Below are 18,879 nucleotides of genomic sequence, written 5' to 3'. Positions count from 1 at the left end.
CAATTGCGGTAAATGACAGGCTTTAGCGGATGAGCGGGGCCGTTGCGGTGGCCGCGCCGCTCATCGACAGGGCGATCAGATCAGATCTTGGGTCAGGGCGAGGGTGGCGAAGTTGTCGGCCATGATGGCCATTTCGGTCTGCTGGACATGTTCGGCGCTGAGGATGCCGCCTTTGTAAGGCAGGTCACGGGTGGCGCAGGCGTCTTCGACCAGGGTGCAGCGAAAGCCCAGGTTCTTCGCCGCGCGCACGGTGGTGCTGACGCTGGAGTGGCTCATGAAGCCGCAGACGATCAGGTCCAGGGAGCCCAGGTCCTGCAGGGTTTTTTCCAGGAGCGTGCCGTGGAAAGCGCTGGGCAGCAGCTTGCCGATGATGGTTTCGTCAGCTTGCGGCTCCAGGCCGGGGATGAACTCGCCGCGCTCGCCCTGGGGGTCGAACAGGCCACCAACGGTGCCCAAGTGGCGGACATGCACGATGGGCCGCCCGGCCCTGCGTGCGGCAGCGCTCAGTTGCTTGATATTTTCTACGGCGGCGTCCATGCCTGACAGGGCGAGCGGGCCGCTCAAATATTCTTTCTGGGCATCGATGATCACAAGGGTCGCGTGGCTCAAATTGGCCGGTGCGTAACCGCGACCGCTGAGTTGAAACATCGTCTTTGGAACGGACATTCTGGGGCTCCTGTGAGTGGGGCTTTTGCGACATTGTCCTCTGGCTGAGCGGTTCTGTGAATCGCTACTAACGTAAGGTGCGCCGTTGTTGGCCTACAGCCATGTCAAGAGGGACTGCGGTGTAACAGAAAAACCTTGAATCAGGTTAAATCCGACGTGTCGCAAAGGTTTTTCATACATCGTCCGTACAGCTTAAGGCTGTTAGAATTGCCAGTCGTTTTTTCCTGGAGCTTGCCCCCGTGATCACTTCCCGCCTGCGCACCTTGCGCGACCATATCCGTTGGGCTGTCAGCCGTTTCCATGGGGAAGACCTGTTTTTTGGCCATGGTACCGACAATGCCTGGGACGAAGCCCGGCAATTGGTGTTGGGTGCGCTGCACCTGCCTTGGGAAATTGCCGACAGCTATTTGGACTGTAACCTCGAAGAAGAAGAGATTTCCCACGTACAGCGCCTGCTGCATCGGCGTATCCACGAGCGCGTGCCCACCGCCTACCTGTTGAAAGAGGCCTGGTTCTGCGGCATGTCGTTTATTGTCGATGAGCGCGTGCTGATCCCGCGCTCCCCGATTGGCGAGTTGATCGAAAACCGTTTCGAACCCTGGCTGGCCCAGCCACCGGCGCGCATCCTCGACTTGTGCACCGGTTCCGGTTGCATCGGTATCGCCTGTGCCTACGAGTTCCAGGAAGCCGAAGTGGTGCTGGGGGACTTGTCCTTCGAAGCGCTGGAAGTGGCCAACCAGAACATCGAGCGCCATGGCGTCGACGAGCGCGTGTACACCGTGCAGGGTGACGGCTTCGACGGTTTGCCCGGCCAGCGTTTCGACCTGATTGTGTCCAACCCGCCGTATGTCGATGCCGAAGACTTTGCCGACATGCCCGACGAATACCAGCACGAGCCCGAGTTGGGCCTGGCCTGCGGTGACGACGGCTTGAACCTGGTGCGCCGGATGTTGGCCGAGGCGGCCGACCATCTGAGCGAGAAGGGTTTGCTGATTGTCGAGGTGGGCAACAGCCAGGTGCACGTTGAAGCGCTGTACCCGGAAGTGGATTTTGCCTGGCTGGAATTCCAGAACGGTGGCCATGGCGTGTTCATGCTGACGGCGCAGCAGTGCCGGGAGCATCAGGCGGTGTTTGCCTCCAGGGTCTAACCCGGTCCATGTAGGAGCTGGCTTGCCAGCGATGGCATCAACTCGGTGTCGCTGATACACCGAGTCGTCCGCATCGCAGGCAAGCCAGCTCCTACATTTGGTTTGATCAGTTAAAGCGTGTTGTCAGCGGTGCGTCGCAATCCAGATCAACAGCCCCGCCTGGAACACGGTGAACGCCACCAGGCAGGTGATGGTGAAACGCAGGCCGCTGTCCTCGCGCTTGAACTTGATGACCTTTTCTTCTTCGTGGCGCAGCTTCACTTCCTGCTCCGCCAGGTTCTGCTCAGCCTGTTGCAGCATCTGCGCGGCTTCGAGGATTTCCACGAACTGCACCTTCTCGGTGTTCCAGCTGTCCAGCACTTCGCTGACCTTGCCCGGCTGCACATGCCCCTTCAGATGCTGGACATCGGCATAGGCCACATCAAAACCCTGGATCCGCAAAAAGTGGTCGCGGCGCAGGCGGGTGGCTTCGTTCAATGCATCCTTGTTCGCCAGGTCCACGCCGTCGACGCGATAGTGCGACCACTTCTTTTTCGCCCATGCGGCACCCTGGGCCACCAGGAAGCGGCCCAGGCCTCGGTTGGCCGGCTCGATTTCCAGGCTGTTGCCCGGGCCAAAATGCACGCGGTGGGTGGCGTGGTCGACCCACACGTCCAGGTGATTCTGTTCGCGTCGCACCCGTTGGGCGGGTAATTGGATGACCATGCGCAGCAGGCTGTGGTCCTTGTTGTTGCGCTCGGCATAGCCAAATTGCACAAAGCGCAACGGTCGGGCGCCGGTGGCGCGGTCGGTGGCCAAGGGGGCCAGGCGCAGCATCTTGAAGTGTTCGGCCTCAACCTCTGCCCACGGCAGCGCAGCCGCAGCCGCAGCCGCCGCTTCGGTGTCGGCGGTGGTTTCGGCGGGAGGTTGTGGTACTGCTTCGGTGTTCGTCATTCGGCGCGATCCTGTCCAAGCCCAGCAAGTCGACAGGCTTTTTGCTGTCGACCCTGTGCTTATCGGCCGTTTTCTCCAGGACTGGAGGGGCAATAGTCGCTTATCGGGGGCGAAGTCCGTCGATAAAGCCAACCAGGCGCCTGCCCAGCGCATCGGCGAGGGGCAACTGCGGGTCGTTGTAGGAGATCAATTGCTGTTTCACATCGCTGGGTACGATGCGCATCACGTGGTTCATGCCGGGGATCACCGCCAGTTCTGCGTCGGGTTTGGCCTGCTTGAGCCTTTCGGCATCGGCCACTCCCACTTGCAGGTCGGTGGTGCCCTGGACGATCAGGGCCGGCATCGTCAAGCGGGCGAACGCCGCGGCGGGGTCGGCACGAAACAGGCTGATCAGGTATGGCTGCACGCTGGGACGGAAAATCCCTTGCAGCGGGCCTGGCACATCGGCATCCACCTGGCCGGCCTTGAGTCGATCAAGGATTTGGTTGCTGCGTAGCAGCAGCGCCGGCGGCATGTGATCTGCCAGTTGCTGGCGAATCACCTGGTCTACCGGGCGGGCACTGCCGGACAGGGAGATCACCCCGGCAGGCTCGAGTTCAGGGGCGGCGAGGGCAGCCACCAAGGCGCCCTCACTGTGGCCCAGTACCACCAGGGGGCCGAAACGTGGATCGGCCTTGAGCAATTGGCCCCAGGCCACCGCGTCGGCCACATAGGCGTCCAGGGTCAGGTTGCGCTCGTCGGGTGTGGCCTTGAGGCTGGCGGCCACGCCGCGTTTGTCGTAACGCACGCTGGCAATGTTATGCCGGGCCAGGACCCAGGCTAGGCGCTTGAGGCTGTCGTTGCGTGCACCTTCGGCGCTGTTGCCGTTGCGGTCGGTGGGGCCGGAGCCGGCGATGATCAGCACCACGGGCACCGGTTTGTCAGACTGGGGTAGCAACAACGAGCCAAACAACTCGCCGCTGCCGGTGTCCAGGCTGATGGGGCGTTGCAGCACCACAGGGCTGGCGGCGTGGGCGACGGTACAGAACAGGGTGAGGGTGAACAGCAAAACTCGCAGCATCATCGCGCCATCATGAGGAAGGTGCCGGTTGGACCAACGTCTACCGGGAAGGTTTCGAGGATGAACTACTGGGTGAGCCTGCGTATACTGGCGCGCTTAGTTATCACGGTTGAGTTGATTCAACTGATTTCACGGAGCGCTCTGCATGTCCGGCAATACCTACGGCAAGCTGTTCACTGTCACCACCGCGGGCGAAAGCCATGGCCCGGCGTTGGTCGCCATTGTCGACGGCTGCCCGCCCGGCCTTGAGCTGTCCCTGGACGACCTGCAGCGCGACCTCGACCGCCGCAAGCCTGGCACCAGCCGCCACACCACCCAGCGCCAGGAGCCCGACGAAGTCGAAATCCTCTCCGGCGTGTTCGAAGGCCGCACCACTGGCTGCGCCATTGGCCTGCTGATCCGCAACACCGACCAGAAGTCCAAGGACTACTCGGCAATCAAGGATCTGTTCCGCCCGGCCCACGCCGACTACACCTACCACCATAAATACGGCGAGCGCGACTACCGTGGCGGTGGCCGCAGTTCGGCGCGGGAAACCGCAATGCGCGTGGCGGCCGGGGCCATTGCCAAGAAGTACCTGGCAACCCAGGGCATTGTGATCCGTGGCTACATGAGCCAGTTGGGCCCGATCGAAATCCCGTTCAAGAGCTGGGACAGCGTGCAAGACAACGCCTTCTTCAGCCCCGACCCGGACAAGGTGCCGGAGCTGGAGGCCTATATGGACCAACTGCGCCGTGACCAGGATTCGGTGGGTGCAAAGATCACCGTGGTCGCCGAAGGGGTGATGCCGGGCCTGGGCGAGCCGATTTTCGACCGCCTGGACGCCGAACTGGCCCACGCGCTGATGAGCATCAACGCGGTCAAGGGTGTGGAAATCGGCGCCGGTTTCGCCTGCGTGGCCCAGCGCGGCACCGAGCACCGCGATGAGCTGACCCCAGAAGGTTTTATCAGCAACAATGCGGGCGGCATTCTTGGCGGCATCTCGTCCGGCCAGCCGATTGTGGCGCACCTGGCGCTCAAGCCAACGTCGAGCATCACCACGCCGGGGCGCTCCATTGATGTGCATGGCAACCCGGTGGACGTGATCACCAAGGGCCGCCATGACCCGTGCGTTGGCATCCGCGCCACGCCGATTGCCGAGGCAATGATGGCCATTGTGCTGATGGATCACCTGCTGCGGCACCGTGGGCAGAATGCCGATGTGCGTGTAAGTACCCCGGTACTGGGCCAGCTGTGACGGTCTGACCGTGACCGCACTCCCGTACTGGCGACTTTCCAGCTTCTATCTGTTCTATTTCGCCCTGCTGGGGGCGACGGCGCCGTTCCTGGCGCTGTACTTCCATCATCTGGGGTTCTCCAGCGCGCGTATTGGCGAGTTGGTTGCAATCCCGATGCTGATGCGCTGCGTGGCCCCCAATATCTGGGGCTGGCTGGGGGACTACACCGGTCGGCGCCTGGCCATCGTGCGTTTTGGCGCGGTGTGTACGCTGCTCAGTTTTTCGCTGATCTTTGTAAGCCAGAGCTACGCCTGGCTGGCGCTGGTGATGGCCCTGCATGCGTTCTTCTGGCACGCGGTATTGCCGCAGTTCGAGGTCATCACCCTGGCGCACCTGCAAGGCCAGACCTCGCGCTACAGCCAGGTCCGCCTGTGGGGTTCGGTGGGGTTCATCCTCGCCGTCGTCGCCCTGGGGCGGCTGTTCGAGGCACTGAGCCTGGATATCTACCCGGTGGCGATCGTATTGATCATGGCCGGTATCATCGGTGCCAGCTGGTGGGTGCCCAATGCCCAGCCGGCTGCCACGGGCGAGCGCGGTGCCGGCGACGGCTTCCTGCGGCAACTGCGCAGCCCAGGTGTGCTGGCGTTTTATGCTTGTGTCGCCTTGATGCAAATGAGCCACGGCCCGTACTACACCTTCCTCACCCTGCACCTGGAAAGCCTCGGTTACAGCCGTGGCGTGATTGGTCTGTTGTGGGCTCTGGGCGTCGTGGCGGAAGTGCTGATGTTCATGGCCATGAGCCGGATCCTCTCGCGCTTTTCGGTGCGCCGGGTGCTGGTGGCCAGTTTCCTGTTGGCGGCGTTGCGCTGGTTGCTGCTGGGCGCGTTCGCCGAGTTCCTGTGGGTGCTGCTATTTGCCCAATTGCTGCATGCCGCAACCTTTGGCAGCTTTCATGCAGCGGCCATCCAATTTGTGCAGCGCAGCTTCGGTGCGCGCCAACAAGGCCAGGGCCAGGCCCTTTACGCCGCGCTGGCCGGTACCGGCGGCGCGCTGGGCGCCTTGTATTCCGGGTATAGCTGGAACCAGTTGGGGCCGACCCTGACCTTCAGTATCGCCAGCCTCGCAGCCCTGGCCGCTGCGTTGATCATGGCGCAGCGCTTGCCCGAGGAGCGGCCGTGAGCCCGGCCCATCATCTGCAGACTCTTACCGCCCGAGGACCCTTTTTATGAGCATTCTTTGCGTTTATCACGTTTCTACCCCGGACACCCCGAACAAGGTCCTGACCCACGCTGACGATATTGCCTCGACCCTGGCCGAGCAGGGCGTGGGTTTCGAGCGCTGGCAGGCGAGTACCCGTGTCGAGGCCGGCGCCAGTGCGGCCGAGGTGAGCGCAGCGTACCAGGCGCAAATTGACACCTGCATGACGGCACACGGTTATGCGCAGGTGCAGGTGTTGAGCGTGAGTCGCGAGCATCCGCAAAAGGATGCCGTGGCTGCAGGTTTGCGCGACGAGTATCGCCATGATGCCGACGAAATCCGCCTGTTTGCCGCCGGGCGTGGGTTGCTCGGCTTGCACATCGACGATTACGTGTACACGGTGCTCTGCGAAAAACACGACCTGCTGCGCATCCCTGCCGGCATGCCGCGCTGGTTCGACTTGGGGGAAGAGCCGCGCGTGGTCGCGATCAGCCTGTTCCAGACGGCGTCCGGGGCCGTTGCGCAAGTAAGCGGCAGTGACATCGCGCAACATTTCCCTGGGTTGGATGATTGACGTTAGTTCACTCTCCGAAAACTTATTCAATACACCTAAGTTGGAAAAGTTTGTGGGAATGGGCTCTATAGTTTGTAAGTTCCAGCTATTTGTCTGTGGGTCGATGTGTTAATCCCAGGCTTTATGTAACTCTCCCGTCGCTGTGTATTTCGTCTGTCAATAGGAGGAATCCGATTATTGACAGTGCAAATCAATAAGAGACGGAGAGGTATGTATGAGCAGCCCAGAGGAGCCAACCCCATCCGTGGAGCCTGCGGCAGACGAAGCCTGTGTACAGGCATGCGACGGCCAGGCCGGCGGCGCGCAACTGGCGTTGCCGGATAAACCGTTGACCGCCAAGGAGTTGGAAATACTGCGCTGGGCCACGGAGGGCAAGACAGTGTGGGAAATCAGCCGGATCCGCTGTGTCTCACAGGCCACGGTGAAGTTTCATTTGCGCAATATCTACAGCAAGTTGCACGTCAATAACCGGGTCCAGGCGGCAAGCGAAGCGATCCGGCGCGGTTTATGCGGGTAAAAAAAGGGCCGTGAAGCGCAACGGCTTCACGGCCCTGGGAAACAAGCTGGTACTCAGGCCGAGTGGTAGGTCGGCAGGGCAAAGCGATGCTGGCTTTGCAGCATCGAAATCTGTGGCAACTCGCTGGCCTGTTCTGCCAGGTCACGGCGGATTGCGCTAATGACCCAGGTCAGTTGGTCGGCGGTGTGCAGTTGCTGGTACGAGATCGAGCGCTTGATCTGCTTGCCCTCGGTGTTGCGCAGGGTCAGCAGGATGCCACCGTCGGGACGTGGCTGGGTGGTGACGTCGTAGTTGGAGAATACAGAAGCGAATTTGTCTTGGATCAGGCTCATGTCTATCGGCTCCATTGGCTCGTGTTGTGCGGCATGGAGTGATAGGTGCAGTGATTGTGCCAGTATCGCTATTTATAAAAACATCATATAAATCAGCATCTTATAAAAATTCGAAATTTTCAGATTCGTGCAATATGCATGAATGGCCATCGTGCATCCTGCATTTTGCGCTATTGGCCGCTGACGAGCGGTGCTGGCGTTCACCTCTGGGCGGGATACAAAACATTGCAAATCCTGCGTGTACAGCCAAGGAACGGCTGGCGTATTTTCCTGCAAGGCATTCAGGAACGGTCCTACGCCGCATGAAGGCCCGCGCACCCTACCAACAATAAGAAAAAGGACTTCTGTGCATGAGCAATCCGAACAGCGAGATGATCACCCTCGGCATGATGTTGCGTAAGGTGCCGACCATTGTCAGGGCCCTGCCACGGTTGGTGCGCGGGATCCGCGTCGCCAACATCACTGACCCCGACCAGCCCTGCGGGCTGGGCTGGACCTTCGAGCAGGCTACCCAGCGCAACCCCGAGGGCGCCGCGCTGTTATATGGCGACCAGGTGCTCAGTTACCGCCAGGCCAACCAGCACGCCAATCGCATCGCCCATCACTTGCAGGCCCAAGGCATTGGCAAGGGCGATGTGGTCGCCCTATTTATCGAAAACCGCCCTGAGCTGTTGCTGACTGTACTGGCGGTGGCCAAGGTCGGCGGTATCTGCGCCATGCTCAACACCGCGCAAACCCAGGCGGTGCTGGTGCATAGCCTGACCCTGGTCAACCCCGTGGCGATTGTAGTCGGCGCCGAACTGGTCGAGGCCTTCGACGCGGTGCGGGGGCAGGTGGCGATTGATCCGCTGCGTACCTGGTATGTCGCCGATCAGCAGGCGGCGCCGGTGCCCCAGGGCTATATCGACCTGATGGCCGCCAGCGCGGACTGCCCGACGGATAACCCGGCCAGCAGCCAACAGATCTACTTCAACGACCCTTGCTTCTATATCTACACCTCCGGCACCACGGGCTTGCCCAAGGCCGGCATCTTCAAGCATGGCCGCTGGATGAAGTCCTCGGCCAGCTTCGGCACCATTGCCCTGGACATGGGGCCTGAAGACGTCGTCTATTGCACCCTGCCGCTGTACCACGCCACCGGGCTGTGTGTGTGCTGGGGCTCGGCGATTGCCGGCGCGTCGGGGTTTGCCATCCGGCGCAAGTTCAGCGCCAGCCAGTTCTGGGACGATGTGCGCAAATTCAACGCAACCACCCTGGGTTACGTCGGCGAGTTGTGCCGCTACCTGATCGACCAGCCGCCCAGCGAGCGCGACCGCGACAACCGCGTGGTGAAGATGATCGGCAACGGCTTGCGTCCTGGTGTGTGGGGGCCGTTCAAGGAGCGCTTTGGCGTCGATCATATCTGCGAGCTGTACGCGGCCAGCGACGGCAATATCGGCTTCACCAACGTGCTGAATTTCGACAACACCATCGGCTTTTCCCTGATGCACTGGGCGCTGGTGGACTACGCCCACGACACCTGCGAGCCGATCCGTGGCAGCAATGGGTTTATGCGTGAAGTGCAGAAGGGCGGCCAGGGCCTGCTGCTGGCCAGGATCGACGACAAAGCGCCGTTCGATGGCTACACCGACCCGGAAAAGAACCGCAAGGTGGTGTTGAGTGATGTGTTCGAGAAGGGCGATCGCTATTTCAACACCGGCGATCTGTTGCGCAGTATCGGCTTTGGCCATGCGCAGTTCGTCGACCGCCTGGGCGACACTTATCGCTGGAAGGGCGAGAACGTCTCCACCACCGAAGTGGAGAACATCTTTATGCAGCACCCGCAGATCACTGAGGCGGTGGCCTACGGGGTGGAAATCGCCAACACCAACGGTCGTGCCGGTATGGCCGCGATTACCCCGTCCGAATCCCTGGCCACCCTGGATATGCAGGCGTTGCTGCAGTTCGCCCAGAGCCAGATGCCAGCCTATGCGGTGCCGCTGTTCCTGCGGATCAAGGTGAAGATGGAAACCACCGGCACTTTCAAGTACCAGAAGGTGCGGCTCAAGGAAGAAGCGTTCGACCCGGCCCGGGTTGGCGACGATCCACTGTATGCCTGGCTGCCGGGTACGGATGCCTACGTACCGGTAACCGGCCAGGTGCTGGCGGATATCCAGGGTGGAAAGTATCGCTACTAAGGCACTTGATAGAGTCTGGCTATCGAAGCTTTCGATAGAAAAGGGGTGACAGGCGTGGCGCTGCTCGGGAAACTGACGGCCTTACGCCACACCCTCCAGGGAGCCGCAGATGTCAGATCAAGCCAAACAAATGACCGAAGAAGAAGCCGCCGAATTTGCCGAGCAGGTCTTCGACGTCGCCCGTCGAGGCGATGCCGCCATGCTGGCCGCGCTGCTGGCCAAGGGCTTGCCGGTCAATCTGCGTAACCACAATGGCGACACCTTGTTGATGTTGTCCGCCTACCACGGGCACGCCGAGGCGGTGAAGGTGCTGCTGGAGTTCAAGGCCGACCCGCAGATCGCCAACGACAAGAACCAACTGCCGATTGCCGGCGCGGCATTCAAGGGCAACTTGGCGGTGGTCAAGGCATTGATCGAAGGCGGCAGCCCGGTTGACGGCGCTTCTGCCGATGGCCGCACGGCGCTGATGATGGCGGCGATGTTCAACCGTACCGAGATGGTCGAGTACCTGCTCAGCGTCGGGGCCAACCCCAAGGCCACGGATGCCCAGGGTGTGACCGCGCTGGGTGCGGCCCAGACCATGGGAGCAGCGGATACGACGGCGCAGTTGCAAAAACTGGTGTAGGCTTTGCGCCCTCAAAATCAGCCTCGCCACAGGATTCGCCCATGAACACCGCGCTCGTCGAACTCATCACTAAAATCAGTTCCGGTTGCCTGGGCGACGCCGAGATCGTGCGGATCGCCGATGAGGCCAGTCAGGCCTACGCCGATGCCGATGGGTTCCTAGCGGCCAACCCCGATATCAACTACGACGACAGCTTCCCCATCCCCCTGGGCGAGTGGATTGTGGTGGGCAGCCTGCCGGAGACGGTGCTGTTCCAGGCCGATACCTACCAGGACCTGTTCGCCCAGATCGTCGCCTCCTTCGGCCCCGACGTAGCGTTCAACCTCAAGCCCAAGCAACTGGCCAAGACCGAAGCGCTGACGGCGCTCAATCGCATCCAGATCCAGCTCGACGCCATGAACCCGGAAAACGGCGGCTATACCCTGATGAATTTCAGCCAGTTGCTCGATGACGAAATCCAGGCGGTGTTGGTGTATGGCAACGACGTGCCACGGGTGCTGGCGTTGTGTGCCGAACTCGGGATCAAGGGCGAACCGTCCCTGGAAGCCCTGCGCATCGCAGTGCATGTCTGAAATAAAACGGAACCCTGGCCAGGGCTGGCTATCCTAAACAGGCAAACCCTCACTTAGGAGCGACACCATGGGTTCCACATTTAATGGTCTGATCGGGTTGATCATCCTGGCGCTGGATATCTGGGCGATCATCAACGTGTTCAAAAGCGGCGCCAGCACCGGGGCCAAAGTGTTGTGGATCCTGTTGATCCTGCTGTTGCCGGTACTGGGCCTGATTATCTGGGCCATCGCCGGGCCACGGGGCAATGTGCGGATCTGACCCTTAGCGCGCACAAGCAGATAAATAATGTGGGAGCGGGCTTGCTCGCGATAACGGTGTGTCAGCCAATCAATCTGGTACTGATACACCGCTATCGCGAGCAAGCCCGCTCCCACCTTTAATTACGCTGTGTTCTGTAGATTTGTGTTTCGAGATATTCGCTGCACAAAATTTTCACACTTCATCCAAGACAATTCCCCCGCTTTATTTTCCTGCCACGGTCCGTCTGTGCCGCCAGGAGCCCTGCGCAATGAGTAATCAATAGCGTTGCCGATGTTGATCGGGCACCATCTGCCCACCGCGTAATACCCTGGACCCTGCGCCTTTATTGGCGGGGCAGGACGCCGCTGCATTATTTCGCAACTTAAACTTCCAATGGGTCCTCAAACAACATGGCAAACCCGGACGCCCTGAATCAGCAGCGAGCTGCTAATCGCCTGCTGCAACCGACCGTCAAATCCCACCTGGCCTACACGCTGCTCTGCGCCCTGGTCATGATGGTGATGCTTTCCCTGCTGCGCCTGGGACTGTTGGTGTACAACCGCGACATGATGCTCGACACCCCGGCCGCGACCTTCCTGGAAGCGTTCGCCAATGGCCTGCGCCTGGACTTGCGCCTGGTGGTGTACCTGAGCATCCCGCTGATCCTGGCCCTGTTCAGCGTGCGCGCCATGGCCGCCCGCGGGTTCTTCCGGCTGTGGCTGACCGTGGTCTCCAGCATTGCGCTGTTCCTTGGCCTGATGGAGATGGACTTCTACCGCGAGTTCCACCAGCGCCTCAACGGGCTGGTCTTCCAGTACGTCAAGGAAGATCCGAAAACCGTGATGAGCATGCTCTGGTACGGTTTCCCGGTGGTGCGCTACCTGCTGGGCTGGGCCGTGGGTACGTTTATCCTGAGCATCGCCTTCAAGGGCGCCGACCGCGCAACGCGCCCCCGTGGCCCGTTCAGCGGTGGCACCGTCGGCACCCGCCAGGTCGCGCCGTGGTACAGCCGCATCGCGGTGTTCGTGGTGTGCCTGCTGATTGCCGTGGTCGCCGCGCGCGGCACCCTGCGCCAGGGCCCGCCGCTGCGTTGGGGTGACGTGTACACCACCGACTCGAACTTCGCCAACCACCTGGGCCTCAACGGCACGTTGTCGCTGATCGGGGCGGCCAAGGCGCGGTTCTCCGAGCACCGCGAGAACGTCTGGAAAGCCACCCTGGAGCAGCCGCTGGCCACCCAGACCGTGCGCGACATGCTGGTGCTGCCTGACGAAAAACTGGTGGATACCGACACTGCCGCCGTGCGCCGTGACTTTACGCCACCGGCCGAGAAGACCCTGCCGATCAAGAACGTCGTGGTAATCCTGATGGAAAGCTTCGCCGGTCACTCGGTGGGCGCCCTGGGCAGTGGCGGCAAGATCACGCCGTACTTCGACGAGTTGACCAAGGAAGGCCTGCTGTTCGACCGCTTCTTCTCCAATGGCACCCATACCCACCAGGGCATGTTCGCCACCATGGCCTGCTTCCCGAACCTGCCAGGCTTTGAATACCTGATGCAGACCCCCGAAGGCAGCCACAAGCTGTCGGGCCTGCCGCAATTGCTCAGTGCCCGTGATTTCGACGACGTGTATGTCTACAACGGCGACTTCGCCTGGGACAACCAGTCGGGCTTCTTCAGCAACCAGGGCATGACCAACTTCATTGGCCGCAATGACTTCGTCGACCCGGTGTTCTCCGATCCGACCTGGGGCGTGTCCGACCAGGACATGTTCAATCGTGGCCTGCAGGAGTTGAAGGCACGTGAAGGCGGCAAGCCGTTCTACGCTCTGCTGCAAACCCTGTCCAACCATACGCCGTACGCCTTGCCGACGCCGTTGCCGGTCGAGGCGGTGACTGACCGTGGCCGCCTCAACGAGCATTTGACGGCCATGCGCTACTCCGACTGGGCCCTGGGCCAGTTCTTCGAGAAGGCCCGCAAGGAGCCGTACTTCAAGGACACCCTGTTTGTGATCGTCGGCGACCATGGTTTTGGTAACGAGCAACAGATCACCGAAATGGACCTGGGCCGCTTCAACGTGCCGCTGCTGCTGATCGCACCGGGCGTGCAGGACAAGTTCGGTGTGCGTGACCACACCGTGGGCACGCAGATCGATATCGTGCCGACCATCATGGGCCGCCTGGGCGGGGAAACCCGCCACCAGTGCTGGGGCCGTGACCTGCTCAACCTGCCGGAAGGCGACAAGGGCTTTGGCGTGATCAAGCCCTCGGGCAGCGACCAGACCGTGGCCTTGCTCACCGCTGACCGCGTGTTGGTACTGCCCAAGGAAATGCCACCCAAGCTGTGGCAATACGAACTGGGCGCCAACCCAAGTGGCAAGGTGATCCCTGAGTCGGCGGATGAGGCGCAACTCAAGCAGAAACTTGAGTCGTTCCTGCAAACCGCCACCAAGAGCCTGCTGGATAACACCGCAGGCGTAGTGGACGGCAAGCCGGACTAATCGCCCGGCAATAAAAAAGAGGCCTTTTACAAGGCCTCTTTTTTTTGCATTTTTTTTAACGCTGGGGGGTTATATCTTGCCCAGCAGCAACAGAATCAACAGCACCACCAGCACCGTGCCGAGAATACCCGATGGCCCATAACCCCAGTTGCGCGAGTGCGGGAACACCGGCAGACCGCCGACCAGCAGGAGGATCAGAACAATGATAAGAATGAGGCTCATAGTGTGTTTTCCTTATTCGTCTTCTGAAAAGACCTGATTGTTAATACCAGAGCCGAACATCTAAAACGGCTGCCTTAACTGATCCGACTCCTGCACTTTGCAGAAAATTCCCTGTTTTTTTAATGCGATTTGGCCGCTGGCTTATTTCCTTTTTAATTGTTGTGCTGTGTCGCACTTAGTTTAAAAAGATTGAACTTACCCCAGGCCCCGGCATCCGACCGGGCTTTTGGTTTGCCCCGGGCATTCAGCAACTTGATGGTGCATGGGCCGGTGAATAACCTTCGCTACACTGGCGCTTACTTCCTCCCTGAACCACAAGGCTACTTCCTATGCAAAATCGCATGATGATCACCGGCGCCGGATCCGGCCTGGGTCGCGAAATCGCTCTGCGCTGGGCCCGCGAAGGCTGGCAGCTGGCCTTGTCGGATGTGAGCGAGCCGGGCTTGCAGGAAACCCTCGCGCTGGTGCGCCAGGCCGGTGGCGACGGGTTTATCCAGCGCTGTGACGTGCGTGACTACAGCCAGCTCACGGCCTTTGCCCAGGCCTGTGAGGTCAAGCTGGGCGGCATTGATGTGATCGTCAACAACGCCGGGGTCGCCTCCGGTGGGTTCTTCAGCGAGCTGTCCCTGGAGGATTGGGATTGGCAGATCGCAATCAACCTGATGGGCGTGGTCAAGGGCTGCAAGGCCTTCCTGCCGCTGCTGGAAAAGAGCAAGGGCCGGATCATCAACATCGCCTCCATGGCGGCCCTGATGCAAGGCCCGGCCATGAGCAACTACAACGTGGCCAAGGCCGGTGTGGTGGCGCTCTCGGAAAGCCTGCTGGTGGAACTCAAGCAGCAGGAAGTCGGGGTGCATGTGGTGTGCCCGTCGTTCTTCCAGACCAACCTGCTGGACTCATTCCGCGGCCCGACCCCGGCGATGAAGGCCCAGGTCGGCAAATTGCTGGAAAGTTCGCCCATCACTGCAGCAGACATTGCCGATTACATCTACCAGCGTGTGGCCGTCGGTGAATTCATGATCCTGCCTCACGAACAGGGGCGGATGGCCTGGGCACTGAAGCAGAAAAATCCGCAGTTGCTGTATGACGAAATGACCAACATGTCGGAAAAAATGCGCGCCAAGGCGCAGTCGGCCAAAGGCTGAAAGATATAAACAATGGGTTTATGTTTTTGCGGACTTATTGGGCTGTTTGATATTCGTCTGTCAGTAAAGGCAGCTATGGTTTGTAGGGTGGATCTGTTTATCTAGCAGGTTATTGATGGCTCGTAGGGGAGGGCGCATGGTCGCGGTCCGGTAACTTTCCAAAGGACAAACGCCATGCTGGTACTTAGCCGCGCGGTAGGCGAAATCATTTCCATCGGCGATCACATCACCCTGCGGATCCTGGAGGTCAACAACCTCCAGGTGAAACTCGGCGTGGAAGCGCCGGCAGGGGTCAATGTGCATCGGGCGGAGGTCTACGAAAAGATCCGCAGCCTACAGGGGCACCCGGTGCCCGTGGCCAACCCTTAGTCGAACAGGTGCTTGGGCACGTCGTGCTTGAGCATCAACTGGCACTGTTCACTCTCCGGATCGAAAACGATCAGCGCCTGGCCCTTGGTCAACGCCTGGCGTACCCGCAGTACGCGGGTTTCCAGGGGCGTGTCGTCGCCGTTGTCGGTGCCGTCGCGGGTCACGAAGTCTTCGATGAGGCGGGTCAGGGTGTCGACTTCAAGTGCATCGTAGGGAATCAGCATACAAGCCTCAAATGGTGGATCCCGGCGATCCTACTGTGCCGGGATCATAGTTGCCAGCCTCAGGATTTCTGTCCGACCAGGCTGTCCACCGAGGGCACACGGGTGTCGCTCTCCATTTGTGTTTCATGTTCCAGTTGATGACTGAAGCGGTCCAGGGAGCCCTGGGCCGGTTGCGCATCGCTGGCAAATACCGGCGGGCTGAGGATGTAGGCGCCCAGCAGGCGGCTCAGGGCGGCGAGGCTGTCGATATGGGTGCGCTCGTAGCCGTGGGTTGCATCGCAGCCAAAGGCCAGCAACGCGGTGCGGATATCGTGGCCGGCGGTGACCGCCGAGTGCGCGTCGCTGAAGTAATAGCGAAACAGGTCACGGCGTACCGGCAGGTCGTTTTCCGCCGCCAGGTGCAGCAAGTGGCGGGACAGGTGATAGTCGTAGGGGCCGCCAGAGTCCTGCATCGCCACGCTTACTGCATGCTCGCTGGAATGCTGGCCGGGGGCGACCGGGGCAATGTCGATGCCGACGAATTCGCTGACATCCCAGGGTAATGCGGCGGCCGCGCCACTGCCGGTTTCTTCGGTGATGGTGAACAGCGGGTGACAGTCGATCAGCAACGGTTCGCCACTGTCCACGATGGCCTTGAGGGCCGCGAGCAAGGCTGCGACGCCGGCTTTGTCATCCAGGTGGCGGGCGCTGATATGGCCGCTTTCGGTAAATTCCGGCAGCGGGTCGAAGGCCACGAAATCACCGACGCTGATCCCCAGGGAATCGCAATCGGCGCGGGTGGCGCAGTAGGCGTCCAGGCGCAGTTCGATATGGTCCCAACTGATTGGCATTTCATCCACCGCGGTATTGAACGCGTGCCCGGAGGCCATCAGTGGCAGGACGCTGCCACGGATCACGCCATTGTCGGTGAACAGGCTGACGCGGCTGCCCTCGGCAAAACGGCTGGACCAGCAGCCCACCGGGGCCAGGGTCAGGCGGCCATTGTCCTTGATCGCCCGCACGGCGGCGCCGATGGTGTCCAGGTGCGCGGAAACCGCGCGGTCCGGGCTGTTTTTCTGGCCCTTGAGGGTGGCGCGGATGGTGCCGCGCCGGGTCATCTCAAAGGGGATGCCCAGCTCTTCCAGGCGCTCGGCGACGTAGCGCACGATGGTGTCGGTAAACCCGGTGGGGCTGGGGATGGCGAGCATTTCCAGCAGCACTTTCTGCAGGTAGTTGAGATCCGGTTCGGGGATGGTTCGGGTCATGGAAACTCCTGATGAGTTGAGGGCATCGATGGTTTCGATGAGGGGCTGGGTATGTGTTGCCTGGGCCGGCCCCATCGCAGGCAAGCCAGCTCCCACCTTTAAATGTGTTCACACATCAACCTGTGGGAGCGGGCTTGCCCGCGATGAGGCCCGTCCAGACAGCTCATGTCTCAAGCCGTGGTTTGGCTGTGGGGAAACAACAAATCCACAAACCGTTCTGCCGTGGGCTGTGGTTCATGGTTGGCCAATCCTGCGCGTTCGTTGGCTTCGATAAATACGTACTCCGGCTGGTCAGCGGCCGGCACCATAAGGTCCAGGCCGACCACCGCAATATCCAGGGCGCGCGCCGCACGCACCGCTGCATCCACCAGCGTCGGATGCAGCGTCGCCGTGACATCTTCCAGGCAACCCCCGGTGTGCAGGTTGGCGGTACGCCGCACCGCCAGCACTTCGCCCGAAGGCAGGATGCTGTCGTAGTCGTAACCCGCTGCCTTTAAGGTGCGCAGGGTTTCGTCGTCCAGGGGGATCCGGCTTTCGCCATCGGTGGCCGCTTGGCGTCGGCGGCTTTGCGCCTCGATCAAGGCGCCGACGCTATGCTTGCCGTCACCGATCACCTGGGCCGGGCGGCGGATCGCGGCGGCCACCACTTCAAAGCCGATCACCAGGATGCGCAGGTCCAGGCCTTCGTGGAAACTCTCGAGCAATACCCGCGAGTCAAACTGGCGCGCCGCCTCGATGGCGCCTTGCACTTCTTCGATGGTCTGCAAGTCCACGGCCACGCCTTGGCCCTGTTCACCGTCGAGGGGCTTGACGACGATGCGCTGGTGTTCGTCGAGAAACTCCAGGTTATCGTCGGCGCTGGCCGCCAGTTGTTGCGCTGGCAATTTCAAGCCGGCGGCGCTCAATACTTTATGGGTCAGGCTTTTGTCCTGGCACAGGGTCATGCTGATCGCACTGGTCAGGTCGCTCAACGACTCACGGCAGCGCACCCGGCGCCCGCCATGACTAAGGGTGAACAACCCGGCTGCGGCATCGTCCACCTGCACATCAATCCCGCGTCGGTGCGCTTCTTCGACAATGATGCGCGCATAGGGGTTGAACCCCGCCTGCGGCCCCGGCCCGAGGAACAACGGCTGGTTGATGCCGTTCTTGCGCTTGATGGCAAACGTTGTAAGGGCACGAAAGCCGAGCTTGGCGTACAGGCTTTTTGCCTGGCGATTGTCGTGTAATACCGACAGGTCCAGGTAACTCAGGCCGCGGCTCATAAAGTGCTCGATCAGGTGGCGCACCAGCACTTCGCCGACGCCAGGCCGCGAGCATTGCGGGTCCACGGCCAGGCACCAGAGGCTGCTGCCGCTTTCCGGATCATGGAAGGCCTTTTGATGATTGAGGCCCATGACGCTGCCGATCACTGCGCCGCTGTCTTCATCCTCGGCCAGCCAGTACACCGGGCCACCCTGGTGGCGCGGCGTCAGCAGGTTGGCATCCACCGGCAACATACCGCGCCCCTGGTACAGGCGATTGACCGCCTGCCAGTCGGCTTCGCTCTGGACGCGGCGAATGCGAAAGCCGCGAAACACCCGGGTGGCCGGGCGGTAGTCGGTGAACCACAGGCGCAAGGTGTCGGAGGGGTCGAGGAACAACTGTTGCGGATCAATCCCCAGGATCTGCTGGGGCGCAGCCACATACAGGGCGATATCCCGTTCTCCCGGCTGCTCGTTGAGCAGCTCCAGGGCCAGGCTCGCCGGGTCGGGGAAGGTATGGCCGATTAACAGCCGGCCCCACCCGCAATGCACGGCAATCGGTTGCGCGCTCGGTTCGCTGCCGTCTTCGGCCAGGCGCGCTTGCAGGCGTTCGTAGGACGGCGCCTGGCCGCGCAGCAGGCGTTGGCTGTAGGCCGTGGCGTGAGGTTTCATCA

General features: G+C 61.2%; 20 protein-coding genes. 12 read left to right on the top strand and 8 right to left on the bottom strand.

Annotated features, from left to right (window positions below; genetic code table 11):
• Nucleotides 1-75: 75 nt before the first annotated feature.
• Nucleotides 76-666 (bottom strand): cysteine hydrolase family protein, encoded by a 591-nt coding sequence (locus tag ACSSVH_RS17310; protein ID WP_172314028.1) that lies wholly within the window; start codon nt 664-666, stop codon nt 76-78.
• 239 nt (nt 667-905) lie between these two features.
• Here ACSSVH_RS17310 and prmB point away from each other — a divergent pair, with 239 nt between their 5' ends.
• On the top strand, nt 906-1,814 hold the full coding sequence (gene prmB, locus ACSSVH_RS17305; protein WP_169952800.1) for a 50S ribosomal protein L3 N(5)-glutamine methyltransferase: 909 nt from the start codon (nt 906-908) through the stop codon (nt 1,812-1,814).
• Nucleotides 1,815-1,937: 123 nt separating this feature from the next.
• Here prmB and ACSSVH_RS17300 read toward each other — a convergent pair whose 3' ends face one another.
• A complete protein-coding gene (locus tag ACSSVH_RS17300) occupies nt 1,938-2,747 on the bottom strand; it encodes a hypothetical protein (RefSeq protein WP_492633539.1) in 810 nt (269 codons plus the stop codon).
• A 100-nt stretch (nt 2,748-2,847) separates the two neighbouring features.
• Nucleotides 2,848-3,810 (bottom strand): alpha/beta hydrolase, encoded by a 963-nt coding sequence (locus ACSSVH_RS17295; protein ID WP_492633538.1) that lies wholly within the window; start codon nt 3,808-3,810, stop codon nt 2,848-2,850.
• 142 nt (nt 3,811-3,952) lie between these two features.
• Between ACSSVH_RS17295 and aroC the strand changes: the two genes are divergently transcribed.
• The 4 genes from aroC to ACSSVH_RS17275 all read left to right on the top strand — a co-directional run bounded on the left by aroC (nt 3,953) and on the right by ACSSVH_RS17275 (nt 7,312).
• On the top strand, nt 3,953-5,044 hold the full coding sequence (gene aroC, locus ACSSVH_RS17290) for a chorismate synthase (protein ID WP_492633537.1): 1,092 nt from the start codon (nt 3,953-3,955) through the stop codon (nt 5,042-5,044).
• A gap of 10 nt (nt 5,045-5,054) precedes the next feature.
• Nucleotides 5,055-6,203 carry an MFS transporter gene (locus ACSSVH_RS17285; RefSeq protein ID WP_169952792.1) on the top strand — a complete coding sequence of 383 codons (1,149 nt, stop codon included), beginning with the start codon at nt 5,055-5,057 and terminating at the stop codon, nt 6,201-6,203.
• 46 nt (nt 6,204-6,249) lie between these two features.
• On the top strand, nt 6,250-6,795 hold the full coding sequence (locus tag ACSSVH_RS17280; RefSeq protein ID WP_169952790.1) for a 1,2-dihydroxy-3-keto-5-methylthiopentene dioxygenase: 546 nt from the start codon (nt 6,250-6,252) through the stop codon (nt 6,793-6,795).
• A 214-nt stretch (nt 6,796-7,009) separates the two neighbouring features.
• Nucleotides 7,010-7,312, top strand: coding sequence for a response regulator transcription factor (locus ACSSVH_RS17275; protein WP_169952788.1), 303 nt, complete (start codon nt 7,010-7,012; stop codon nt 7,310-7,312).
• A 53-nt stretch (nt 7,313-7,365) separates the two neighbouring features.
• On the opposite strand, the gene ACSSVH_RS17270 is transcribed toward ACSSVH_RS17275, so the two are convergent.
• The gene (locus ACSSVH_RS17270; RefSeq protein WP_038447301.1) at nt 7,366-7,644 is read right to left on the bottom strand and encodes a DUF3509 domain-containing protein; all 279 of its coding nucleotides are present in this window, start codon (nt 7,642-7,644) and stop codon (nt 7,366-7,368) included.
• A 350-nt stretch (nt 7,645-7,994) separates the two neighbouring features.
• Between ACSSVH_RS17270 and ACSSVH_RS17265 the strand changes: the two genes are divergently transcribed.
• From ACSSVH_RS17265 to ACSSVH_RS17245, 5 genes are all read left to right on the top strand, one after another.
• A complete protein-coding gene (locus ACSSVH_RS17265; protein WP_492633536.1) occupies nt 7,995-9,821 on the top strand; it encodes a long-chain-acyl-CoA synthetase in 1,827 nt (608 codons plus the stop codon).
• Nucleotides 9,822-9,930: 109 nt separating this feature from the next.
• On the top strand, nt 9,931-10,446 hold the full coding sequence (locus ACSSVH_RS17260) for an ankyrin repeat domain-containing protein (RefSeq protein WP_169952784.1): 516 nt from the start codon (nt 9,931-9,933) through the stop codon (nt 10,444-10,446).
• A 41-nt stretch (nt 10,447-10,487) separates the two neighbouring features.
• The gene (locus ACSSVH_RS17255; protein ID WP_169952782.1) at nt 10,488-11,018 is read left to right on the top strand and encodes a hypothetical protein; all 531 of its coding nucleotides are present in this window, start codon (nt 10,488-10,490) and stop codon (nt 11,016-11,018) included.
• A 67-nt stretch (nt 11,019-11,085) separates the two neighbouring features.
• Complete coding sequence (locus tag ACSSVH_RS17250) at nt 11,086-11,277, top strand: PLDc N-terminal domain-containing protein (RefSeq protein ID WP_003172956.1); 192 nt, start codon at nt 11,086-11,088, stop codon at nt 11,275-11,277.
• 392 nt (nt 11,278-11,669) lie between these two features.
• Entirely contained in the window at nt 11,670-13,757 is a 2,088-nt protein-coding gene (locus tag ACSSVH_RS17245) for an LTA synthase family protein (RefSeq protein ID WP_169952780.1), read from the top strand.
• 69 nt (nt 13,758-13,826) lie between these two features.
• On the opposite strand, the gene ACSSVH_RS17240 is transcribed toward ACSSVH_RS17245, so the two are convergent.
• The gene (locus ACSSVH_RS17240) at nt 13,827-13,979 is read right to left on the bottom strand and encodes a DUF3309 family protein (protein ID WP_032863216.1); all 153 of its coding nucleotides are present in this window, start codon (nt 13,977-13,979) and stop codon (nt 13,827-13,829) included.
• Nucleotides 13,980-14,308: 329 nt separating this feature from the next.
• Here ACSSVH_RS17240 and ACSSVH_RS17235 point away from each other — a divergent pair, with 329 nt between their 5' ends.
• Both ACSSVH_RS17235 and csrA read left to right on the top strand, forming a co-directional pair.
• Entirely contained in the window at nt 14,309-15,124 is an 816-nt protein-coding gene (locus tag ACSSVH_RS17235; RefSeq protein ID WP_169952778.1) for an SDR family oxidoreductase, read from the top strand.
• A 174-nt stretch (nt 15,125-15,298) separates the two neighbouring features.
• Complete coding sequence (gene csrA / locus ACSSVH_RS17230; protein WP_170057027.1) at nt 15,299-15,493, top strand: carbon storage regulator CsrA; 195 nt, start codon at nt 15,299-15,301, stop codon at nt 15,491-15,493.
• Here the strand turns inward: csrA and ACSSVH_RS17225 are convergent.
• The 3 genes from ACSSVH_RS17225 to ngg all read right to left on the bottom strand — a co-directional run bounded on the left by ACSSVH_RS17225 (nt 15,490) and on the right by ngg (nt 18,877).
• Nucleotides 15,490-15,717 (bottom strand): YheU family protein, encoded by a 228-nt coding sequence (locus ACSSVH_RS17225; protein WP_003192759.1) that lies wholly within the window; start codon nt 15,715-15,717, stop codon nt 15,490-15,492. The two genes, csrA and ACSSVH_RS17225, sit on opposite strands and share 4 nt — an antisense overlap.
• A gap of 59 nt (nt 15,718-15,776) precedes the next feature.
• Entirely contained in the window at nt 15,777-16,961 is a 1,185-nt protein-coding gene (locus ACSSVH_RS17220; RefSeq protein WP_115127811.1) for an osmoprotectant NAGGN system M42 family peptidase, read from the bottom strand.
• A gap of 170 nt (nt 16,962-17,131) precedes the next feature.
• Complete coding sequence (gene ngg / locus ACSSVH_RS17215; RefSeq protein ID WP_169952774.1) at nt 17,132-18,877, bottom strand: N-acetylglutaminylglutamine synthetase; 1,746 nt, start codon at nt 18,875-18,877, stop codon at nt 17,132-17,134.
• Nucleotides 18,878-18,879 lie beyond the last annotated feature (2 nt).

It is taken from the genome of Pseudomonas sp. HC1(2025), from assembly GCF_058742075.1.
Note: the sequence above shows the minus strand (reverse complement) of the source record. Positions and strands in the feature narration are given on the sequence as shown.

Bases quoted from the DNA above. Each gene is read 5' to 3' on its own strand.
- ACSSVH_RS17275 (WP_169952788.1), top strand. From the start codon at position 7,010: ATGAGCAGCCCAGAGGAGCCAACCCCATCCGTGGAGCCTGCGGCAGAC.
- ngg (WP_169952774.1), bottom strand. From the start codon at position 18,877: ATGAAACCTCACGCCACGGCCTACAGCCAACGCCTGCTGCGCGGCCAG.
- ACSSVH_RS17265 (WP_492633536.1), top strand. From the start codon at position 7,995: ATGAGCAATCCGAACAGCGAGATGATCACCCTCGGCATGATGTTGCGT.
- ACSSVH_RS17280 (WP_169952790.1), top strand. From the start codon at position 6,250: ATGAGCATTCTTTGCGTTTATCACGTTTCTACCCCGGACACCCCGAAC.
- csrA (WP_170057027.1), top strand. From the start codon at position 15,299: ATGCTGGTACTTAGCCGCGCGGTAGGCGAAATCATTTCCATCGGCGAT.
- ACSSVH_RS17250 (WP_003172956.1), top strand. From the start codon at position 11,086: ATGGGTTCCACATTTAATGGTCTGATCGGGTTGATCATCCTGGCGCTG.
- ACSSVH_RS17310 (WP_172314028.1), bottom strand. From the start codon at position 666: ATGTCCGTTCCAAAGACGATGTTTCAACTCAGCGGTCGCGGTTACGCA.
- ACSSVH_RS17220 (WP_115127811.1), bottom strand. From the start codon at position 16,961: ATGACCCGAACCATCCCCGAACCGGATCTCAACTACCTGCAGAAAGTG.
- ACSSVH_RS17235 (WP_169952778.1), top strand. From the start codon at position 14,309: ATGCAAAATCGCATGATGATCACCGGCGCCGGATCCGGCCTGGGTCGC.
- ACSSVH_RS17240 (WP_032863216.1), bottom strand. From the start codon at position 13,979: ATGAGCCTCATTCTTATCATTGTTCTGATCCTCCTGCTGGTCGGCGGT.
- ACSSVH_RS17260 (WP_169952784.1), top strand. From the start codon at position 9,931: ATGTCAGATCAAGCCAAACAAATGACCGAAGAAGAAGCCGCCGAATTT.
- ACSSVH_RS17295 (WP_492633538.1), bottom strand. From the start codon at position 3,810: ATGATGCTGCGAGTTTTGCTGTTCACCCTCACCCTGTTCTGTACCGTC.
- ACSSVH_RS17255 (WP_169952782.1), top strand. From the start codon at position 10,488: ATGAACACCGCGCTCGTCGAACTCATCACTAAAATCAGTTCCGGTTGC.
- ACSSVH_RS17245 (WP_169952780.1), top strand. From the start codon at position 11,670: ATGGCAAACCCGGACGCCCTGAATCAGCAGCGAGCTGCTAATCGCCTG.
- aroC (WP_492633537.1), top strand. From the start codon at position 3,953: ATGTCCGGCAATACCTACGGCAAGCTGTTCACTGTCACCACCGCGGGC.
- ACSSVH_RS17270 (WP_038447301.1), bottom strand. From the start codon at position 7,644: ATGAGCCTGATCCAAGACAAATTCGCTTCTGTATTCTCCAACTACGAC.
- ACSSVH_RS17225 (WP_003192759.1), bottom strand. From the start codon at position 15,717: ATGCTGATTCCCTACGATGCACTTGAAGTCGACACCCTGACCCGCCTC.
- ACSSVH_RS17300 (WP_492633539.1), bottom strand. From the start codon at position 2,747: ATGACGAACACCGAAGCAGTACCACAACCTCCCGCCGAAACCACCGCC.